We start from the raw sequence: 1941 nt of genomic DNA on the forward strand, positions 1-1941 counted from the left end.
AAAGGCCAGTGATGCACTAACTTTCAATCTGGACCACTCAGAAACACCTGTTTATGTTTGACAAGGGCGCGATGTTTGTCATCAACGCCAAATGAACAGATCAGCTGTTCGAACAGGAGTGAGCAATAGGGCAAAATACAAGGACTACCAGCAATGCAGCTAAGAAGAGGGGCAAAGACATTCGACGCAGGTCATTTGGAATAGCTATGGGCACCAATCGGACAAACTCTACCTCCGCCCTCTGTTGAGGGAATAAGTATTATAATATCACTTTACCTGACATAGCGGTGAGTTAATATTTATTTTACACGCAATCAAGTTCAGAATGCGTAATATATATTCAATTTCATAAATAACTTAATTTATATTAACAATATTAAATACACAATTACATTATTATGATATTTTACATATTCAATTTGGGGGAATTATTACTTAATAACATCAAAGTTAATTGTAATGTTATTGACATTTATTAACAGGGAATATAGATCTCTCAGTCAGAAGTGCACACTATCGCAACCGCGAGTTAAACACAGAGATTACATGTGACGCGAAATGCGGCCTCTCATTACTTATCATCGCTCATTACATTCGGTTCGTTCCATTTTGCGCTCTAGTAAAACTACGGACTGTGAGTAAGCAACTCATTAGACCATCGCAACAAAAAGAAATTGAAGGCCCTATAGCTATAAGCTATGGGGTAGAGGAGGGTAATTGAGTACATTGACCATTCAGAGACTTGAGATCTTTCGAGCAATCTATGAGAATGGAAGTCTTACTCAGGCAGCATCAGAGCTTAAACTTGCGCAACCTACTGTCAGCAAGCATATCAGTAATTTTCAACGGACATTGGGATTTGACCTCTTCGTTAACGAGAAAGGTCGCCTGCGACCAACCGTAGAAGCAGATGCACTTTATCACGAATGTAAAGGTATGTTTGATCAGCTGGAGCATATTGACCAGTCTGTTCAATCTTTGCGTCGCGGTAGTGAGCATGTCCTCAGGGTGATGATTGTTGTACCTGGAGCACAACTGCGCCTCTTCAGTGATGCTATTCGGGCCGTGAGAGATCGTTGGCCAGATATTAATCTGATTGTTTCTGTTGGAGGGCGGGATACTCAGATTTGGAAGCTGCGCAGAGGGGAAATTGACCTTGGAATAGGAACTCCTAAGCTGCCCCATCCAGATATTGAAAGTGAGGTTTTGACCACCTTGCGGATGGTGGGTATCATGCCAGTAACGCATGAACTTGCAACTCAGAAAAAAATTGCAGTTTCCGATTTTGGCAAGTACCCGAGCATTTTGCCCTCAGAATCAACATTGTACGGTAAGCTCATTTTGAGAACCTTGGAGCATGTGGGTGTCGTTCCAGATACCAGGATCAGTGCGGATGCACCCAACCAACTGCCATTACTCGTAGATTCATTAGAATGCTTGAGTATTCTCGATATGATAACAGCCTTTCATCCACCTAAAGATGCTGCCATCAAAGTTTTACCGTTAGATGTGTCCATGGACTACAACGTGTGTGTCAATCGGATCCAGGGCCGTGTTCTTACACCGCAAGCCGAGTTCTTAATTGAGAAACTGCGCGAAGGGTTATCACAAGAAAAACATCGTATGGAGCGTCAGCTTTAAGGCTGTAACCTGATTTTGTGTTTGAACTCAGTTCCTTGAGTGGAGAGGCGGCGCAAGATAAAGACGCCGCCTTTAAGATACTTATCACTCAGCACAAGGCTCTAGGCAGAGTGGGTCATCTTCTCTGCAATAACCTGGAACGCATTGTGGACCACCATAGCCAGCCAGCGGATTAGAAATGCAGGCATAATCTTGTGTATAGGTGGTTCCTGTGCACTTTCCATTCTCCAGACAGCTCTCGGCTGTGTTTGTCTGGATTTTGAGCAGCCCCATTTGAGTGGTCCAGATTGAAAGTTAGTG

At 43.2% G+C, this 1941-nt stretch carries 2 protein-coding genes; one reads left to right on the forward strand and one right to left on the reverse strand.

Going from position 1 to position 1941, the window contains the following annotated elements; translation table 11 throughout:
- Positions 1–717: 717 nt before the first annotated feature.
- On the forward strand, positions 718–1641 hold the full coding sequence (locus PsWM33_RS11220) for a LysR substrate-binding domain-containing protein (protein WP_082826975.1): 924 nt from the start codon (positions 718–720) through the stop codon (positions 1639–1641).
- 84 nt (positions 1642–1725) lie between these two features.
- Here PsWM33_RS11220 and PsWM33_RS27670 read toward each other — a convergent pair whose 3' ends face one another.
- The gene (locus tag PsWM33_RS27670; RefSeq protein WP_446737449.1) at positions 1726–1914 is read right to left on the reverse strand and encodes a hypothetical protein; all 189 of its coding nucleotides are present in this window, start codon (positions 1912–1914) and stop codon (positions 1726–1728) included.
- Between the last annotated feature and the right edge of the window lie 27 nt (positions 1915–1941).

This window comes from Pseudovibrio sp. WM33 (assembly GCF_001623165.1).
GTDB lineage: Bacteria > Pseudomonadota > Alphaproteobacteria > Rhizobiales > Stappiaceae > Pseudovibrio.